4 protein-coding genes are annotated in these 6335 nt (G+C 44.6%); 3 read left to right on the top strand and 1 reads right to left on the bottom strand.

The genetic code is table 11. The features are described 5' to 3' along the window. On the bottom strand, window positions 1-2499 hold a 2499-nt coding region (rne, locus tag G511_RS23375; RefSeq protein ID WP_036552466.1), incomplete at its 3' end, for a ribonuclease E. A 557-nt stretch (window positions 2500-3056) separates the two neighbouring features. Between rne and rluC the strand changes: the two genes are divergently transcribed. The 3 genes from rluC (at window position 3057) to cysB (ending at window position 6202) form a co-directional block, all read left to right on the top strand. Then, window positions 3057-4043 carry a 23S rRNA pseudouridine(955/2504/2580) synthase RluC gene (gene rluC / locus G511_RS23370; RefSeq protein ID WP_036552426.1) on the top strand — a complete coding sequence of 329 codons (987 nt, stop codon included), beginning with the start codon at window positions 3057-3059 and terminating at the stop codon, window positions 4041-4043. Next, window positions 4040-5128, top strand: a complete 1089-nt coding sequence (locus G511_RS0118300) for a DNA-binding protein (protein WP_028470928.1) — start codon at window positions 4040-4042, stop codon at window positions 5126-5128. The genes rluC and G511_RS0118300 overlap by 4 nt, the downstream gene beginning before the upstream one ends. 99 nt (window positions 5129-5227) lie before the next feature. Continuing rightward, a complete protein-coding gene (gene cysB / locus G511_RS0118295) occupies window positions 5228-6202 on the top strand; it encodes an HTH-type transcriptional regulator CysB (RefSeq protein WP_028470927.1) in 975 nt (324 codons plus the stop codon). Window positions 6203-6335 lie beyond the last annotated feature (133 nt).

Here is a 6335-nt window from a genome sequence, read left to right as displayed (position 1 = left end):
TTCAGCAACTTCAGCAACTTCAGCAACTTCAGCAACTTCAGCAACTTCAGCAACTTCAGCAACTTCTACGGTTTCAACTGTTTTAGTGACTTCTGCAGTTTCAGCAACTTCTACGGCTTCAACTGTTTTAGTGGCTTCTGGAGTTTCAGCAGCTTCTACGGCTTCAACTGTTTTAGTGGCTTCTGCCGTTTCAGCAACTTTAGTTATTTCAGTTTCAGCTGTGGTGGCTACTGCGGCAGTCGCAATAGCAGTAACTGCTGTTGCTTCAGCATCTGGCTGTAGAGCCTCTGAATCTGCAACTAAAGTGCGTTCAGCTGAGCGTTCATTGTTTCTACGACGACGACCACGGTTACGGCTGCGAGGCTGTTCGCTAGTTGTTTCAGAAGGCTCTTCAGTAGCTTTTACACTTTTATTGCTCTCAGAAGACTTCTCTGTTTTATCGTCACTGTTTTTACGAGTGCGACGACGACGGCGAGGTTTGCCGTTTTTGTCATCATCAGATTGCCCTGTGGCTCCAGCTGCGCTGGCAGAGCCAACGGCTTGAGGTGCTTGCTCTGGGGTTACTGTAATAACTTCGTCTAGCTGTTTGCTTGGGCGACCACGTTCCGAGCTATCACGACCATTACGGCGTGGCTTGCGATTTCGCTGATTGTTGTCTCTAGAGCCGTCGCGCGAGTTGCTTCTCTTATTGCTGCTTTCTTTTGCAGCAGGCTTAGCTGGGGTCGCAGGTTCTGCTTTCTTTTCTTCAGAACCAAATAAAGAAGCTAATACAGCCATAATGCGGCTGCCAATACCTGCGGGCTTGGTTGCAGCTTTTGCCGTAGGCTTAGTTGGCGTTTGGCTGCTAGGGGCTACTGGCGCTGCTGCTGGAGTGCTTGCCTTTGTTTCGGCCGGAGCCGGTGACGCTGGCGCAACACTTCGAACGGCGGCTGATTCACGTTTTGCGGGTGGTGTGCGTGCAATCTCTTCTGACTCAGTTTCTGGTTCAGGCTGTAGAGTGTAGCTTGCATCATTAATCGTTGTGATTGTGTGGTCATCCCGTAAGCGAACCACTTCGTAATGAGGTGTTTCCATGTTCGGGTTTGGCACGATAACAACACGAACGTCGTGGCGTAGTTCAATATCATGAACGATACGACGCTTTTCGTTAAGCAGGTAGGTAGCAACAGTGACAGGCAAAATTGCTCTGATTTGTGCAGTGCGGTCTTTAGACGACTCTTCTTCAATAAGGCGCATGATAGAAAGTGCTAGAGACTCAGTATCGCGTATAGACCCCTGGCCATTACAGCGTGGGCATACAGTGCCGCGGCTTTCTGTCAGAGAAGGGCGTAGTCGTTGGCGTGACATCTCTAATAGGCCGAAGCGAGAGATTCGCCCCATTTGCACGCGAGCGCGATCAAGCTTCAGAGCGGTAAGAAGCTTTTCTTCAACGGCGCGCTGGTTTTTGATCGGTGTCATATCGATAAAGTCGATAACAACTAAGCCGCCGATGTCACGTAAGCGCAACTGGCGTGATACTTCTTCTGCGGCTTCAAGGTTTGTCTGTAGCGCTGTTTCTTCGATATCTCCGCCGCGAGTTGCTCTAGCTGAGTTGACATCGACAGACACTAGCGCTTCTGTTGGGTCTATAACAATAGAGCCTCCAGAAGGCAGCTGTACTTCGCGCTCGAAAGCCGTTTCAATCTGGCTTTCAATCTGGAACCGATTAAACAGTGGTGTTTGCTCTTTATACAAGCGTAGTTTGCTTTCGTAAGAAGGCATGACCTGTTGAACAAACTGCAAAGCGTTTTGATAAACTTCTTCGTCATCAATTAAGACTTCACCGATATCCGCGCGTAGGTAGTCACGAATAGCGCGAATAACAACGTTGCTTTCCTGATAAATTAGGAAGGGAGAAGGTTTGTCGCTAGATTCTTTGATCGCATCCCAAAGTGTTTTGAGGTAATCAAGATCCCATTGTAGTTCTTGAGATGAGCGACCAACACCAGCAGTGCGGACGATGATGCCCATTTTGTCTGGAACATTGACGCCATCAAGAGCTGCTTTAAGCTGAGTGCGTTCTTCGCCTTCGATGCGACGTGAAATTCCGCCAGCACGAGGGTTGTTAGGCATTAGGACTAGGTAGCGTCCAGCTAGGCTAATAAATGTAGTTAGGGCTGCGCCTTTGTTGCCGCGCTCCTCTTTGTCGACCTGAACAATGACTTCAGTGCCTTCTTTAACTACGTCGCGAATGCTAGGGCGGTTACCGCGTTGTGGTTGCTTGCTAAAATACTCGCGAGAGATCTCTTTTAGAGGCAAAAAACCGTGTCTGTCAGAGCCGTAATCAACAAATGCTGCTTCTAGGCTAGGCTCTACGCGGGTGATTTTCCCTTTGTAAATGTTAGCTTTTTTCTGTTCGCGGCTCTCTGATTCAATATCTAGGTCGTAAAGGCGTTGGCCATCTACGAGTGCGACACGCAACTCTTCAGGTTGAGTTGCGTTGATCAACATTCTTTTCATTTTAAATTATTTCTCTATTGCAGAGAGCGCAATCCATCCTGTCCGATCCGTCTGGTGAAAACGTTACACGATTCAATCATACGATACAGTTCAGTATTGAGGATGCCAGTATCTATAGATGATAGTACTGCGCAAATGCATCTGCGGTGGAGGAAAAAACAGCCACTATTGTTTTTCTAAGTGTTTGTGTCTGCGAGATGAAGTCGCAGGTTCTAGGCTGTTAATGCGTCTCCACCTCCAATCAAATCCAGCAGGAGATGTTCGGGAGGTAATGCACTCTCTTAAAAACTTTAATAAATACTGCCGTGCTGTTTAGTTATCATGCTAGTTCGGCTCAGATGCTTAATAATCTGAGCTGCAGCATGAGTTTTACTACTATTAAGTCGTAACTGACATTAGTCGTAACGTAGATTCTACTATCGTGGACATGAGTGAAAAACATCTTCTCAACAGCCCATTTATCTATTTTTTAACAATAGCTAAAGCCAACAGCGTTCGGCGACGCTACAATATAGCAGCTAACCCATACAGCATCAATCGAGAACACAACTTCCTCAATGTCAGATAATAAGCCATCCGCTAATATTAGCGTTCGTTACATCGAAGTAGAAGATGATCAAGCAGGACAGCGCATTGATAATTTTTTACTGACTGCCTTAAAAGGCGTACCTAAAAGCATGATCTATCGCATTATTAGAAAAGGCGAGGTACGTGTTAATAAAAAAAGAATAAAGCCTGATGGTCGTATTCAAGGTGGCGATTTGGTGCGTATACCGCCAATTCGTGTATCTGAGCCTACTGATGTCCCTATTGTTGGAAAAGCGCTACTTGAACTATTAGACGCATCGATTCTTTATGAGTCAAAAGCGCTAATTGTGCTTAATAAACCTTCAGGGCTTGCTGTGCATGGTGGGAGTGGTATTAATCTCGGTTTGATTGAAGCTATGCGCCAATTAAGGCCGGATGAGCGTTTTCTTGAGCTAGTTCATCGTCTTGATCGTGATACGTCGGGCTGCATCATGATTGCTAAAAAACGCAGTATGTTGCGCCATTTGCATGAGGCTTTACGTCAGAATCGTGTTAATAAGATTTATCATGCCTTGGTGGTTGGTAAATGGGAGTCTAAGAATAATCTAGTAGACGCTCCTTTGCGTAAAAATGAACTGCAGTCTGGTGAAAGAGTTGTCAAAGTTCAGCCAGATGGTAAAGCTTCAATTACGCGTTTTAAGGTATTGCGTCGATTTACTCAAACAACCTTGGTAGAGGCTAAGCCTGTAACGGGGCGAACACATCAAATTCGTGTGCACACGCAGTTTGCAGGTCACCCCATCATTGGTGATGATAAATATGGCGTTGAGTCAATTAACAAAGATATGAAAAAACAAGGCATTCGTCGTTTATTTCTTCATTCGGCAATGTTGCAAGTGGCGTTGCCAGAAGGTGAAATGTTAAACGTAAAAGCTCCATTAGAACCCTCGTTGGATAGTGCATTAGAGCGCTTGGCAGAACAGCAAAATAAAGCATACAAGGAAGAGTCTGAATGATAAAAGAGCAAATTTATCGTTGTGCAGATCGTATTTTAACAAGCGGAGAGCAACCAACTCCGGAAAAAGTTAGTGCTGAATGCCAGGTTGATATTAATGAAGCAGTGCAATATTTAAGTAGCTGGAAACAAGATCTTTCAGATCGTATTAGTTTTGCTAGAAACGGTATTTATGTGCCGGATGTTCCAGACTCTCTCAGCTTGTCATTTGGCCGTATTTGGCAGCAAGCTGTGGATGAGGCAAGCTCGCGCTTGCAGAATGATCAAAAAGCTACGGGAAACCATTTCGAAGAAGCGGGCCGAGTAACTGACGATACTATTAAAGAGATGCAGTATCGTCAGCAGGATTTAGAAAATCGTTTGCGTGAGCAAAACCAAAAAAATGGGGAGCTGGCAGGGCATAACAAAGCGATTGAAGCTGAATTGTCGGTATTAAAAACAGGACTGGCTTCAGAAACTACCTTGCGTAAACAAGAGGAGCAGGTTCGCTCAAATGTTGAGCATGAACTTGCTCATCTAAGAAAAACCTATGAAGATTCCAAGCGTACTTTTGATCAGCGAATTAAGGATGAGCAGCGCCATATGCTGGATTCAGTCAGTAAGGCTGATGTCGATGTTCGCTATTATAAGAATGCATTAGAAAAGTTACGTGATGAAGTCGGTAAGAAAGAATCAGCGTTAACCAAGTCGATTCATGATATTAAGGCTGAGCTTGCGAAGAAAGATGTCAAGATTGAAACGCAACGCACCCAGTTACGTAGTCAAGAAGCAGAGCTTAAGCTACTTAAGCAGGACGTGGCGTCTCAAAGTCGTGAATTAGCACGCTGTACCTCATCGCTTTTGGCTGAGACAAATAAATCCAAGCGCTTTGAAGATAAAGGTCGTGAGCTGGATAATGAAATAAAGAGACTTAATCAAAAGCAATATAATTCAGCAACTGATTGGAGCCGCCGCGAGAATAGTCTACGTAAAGAAGTGAAAGATAAAGAAGACGAGTTGTTAAGAACAGTCTCCCGCCTTACTAGTCTTGAAAAGCGTATTATTGCTCAAGATGAAGAGTTGCGTCGCTTGAATTCGCGTTTGTAGGCCGTAAAATTGCCATCCCTTATTCTTTACAGTTATAAATGAAAGTAGTAATAATAGTGTAAATAGTGTGGGTAAGATTAACATGAGCGGAATGCTATTATGAAGTTGCAACAGCTGCGTTATATTTGGGAAGTCTCGCGTCATGATTTAAATGTATCTGCGACTGCTCAGAGTCTATATACATCACAACCAGGTATCAGTAAGCAAATACGTTTACTGGAAGATGAGTTGGGTGTTGAGGTGTTTGCACGTAGCGGGAAGCACCTAACACGCGTGACACCCGCAGGTGAAGCTATTCTTGAAGTGGCAGGACAAATTCTGCAAAAAGTAGAAGGGATCAAGCAAGTCGCTCAAGAGTTTAGTGATGAAAAGAAAGGTAGCTTGGCTGTAGCCACTACTCATACTCAAGCTAGATATGCTTTGCCTCGAACTATTACTGAATTTATTAAGTCCTATCCTGATGTTTCTTTGCATATGCATCAGGGAACGCCGATGCAGATTTCAGAAATGGCTGCAGACGGCACAGTTGATTTTGCAATTGCTACTGAGGCAATGACGCACTTCTCAGATTTAATTATGATGCCGTGTTATCGCTGGAATCGTTCAGTGATAGTACCCAAAGATCATCCTTTGGCTCAGGTATCGAAGTTGACACTCAAAGATATCGCAGACTATCCGATAGTGACGTACGTGTTTGGTTTCACCGGACGCTCCAAGCTTGATGATGCTTTTGCGCAGGAAGGTTTGGAGCCCAAAGTGGTTTTCACTGCGGTAGATTCTGATGTCATCAAAGCTTATGTTCGCCTAAATCTAGGTGTTGGCATTGTCGCTACGATGGCTTATGAGTCAGAAGTTGATAAAGATTTAGTTGTGCTAGATGCGAGCCACTTGTTTGAGCCAAGTACCACCAAAATTGGCTTTCGCAAAGGGACCTTTTTGCGTGGATATATGTACGATTTTATTCGCTTATTTGCACCGCATCTTACGAAGGATGTGATTAAGCAAGTGCTTGAGTGTGGAAGTCGTGCAGAGATTGATGAGATTTTTGCTCATCAAGAACTACCCGATCTTTAATTCTATAGCCAATGTGTCTTGTCAGGTATTGATCAGGCTTTGGGCGTTACTAACGACTAGAGTCAGGATTGCAGGCAGTATTTGAACGAGTTACATTGCGCTCACTTTATTGTTAGAAGCTATTATTGGAGGA

It is taken from the genome of Neptunomonas japonica DSM 18939 (assembly GCF_000422765.1).
Taxonomy (GTDB): domain Bacteria; phylum Pseudomonadota; class Gammaproteobacteria; order Pseudomonadales; family Balneatricaceae; genus Neptunomonas; species Neptunomonas japonica.
Note: the sequence above shows the minus strand (reverse complement) of the source record. Positions and strands in the feature narration are given on the sequence as shown.

Bases quoted from the DNA above. Each gene is read 5' to 3' on its own strand.
- rluC (WP_036552426.1), top strand. From the start codon at position 3,057: ATGTCAGATAATAAGCCATCCGCTAATATTAGCGTTCGTTACATCGAA.
- G511_RS0118300 (WP_028470928.1), top strand. From the start codon at position 4,040: ATGATAAAAGAGCAAATTTATCGTTGTGCAGATCGTATTTTAACAAGC.
- cysB (WP_028470927.1), top strand. From the start codon at position 5,228: ATGAAGTTGCAACAGCTGCGTTATATTTGGGAAGTCTCGCGTCATGAT.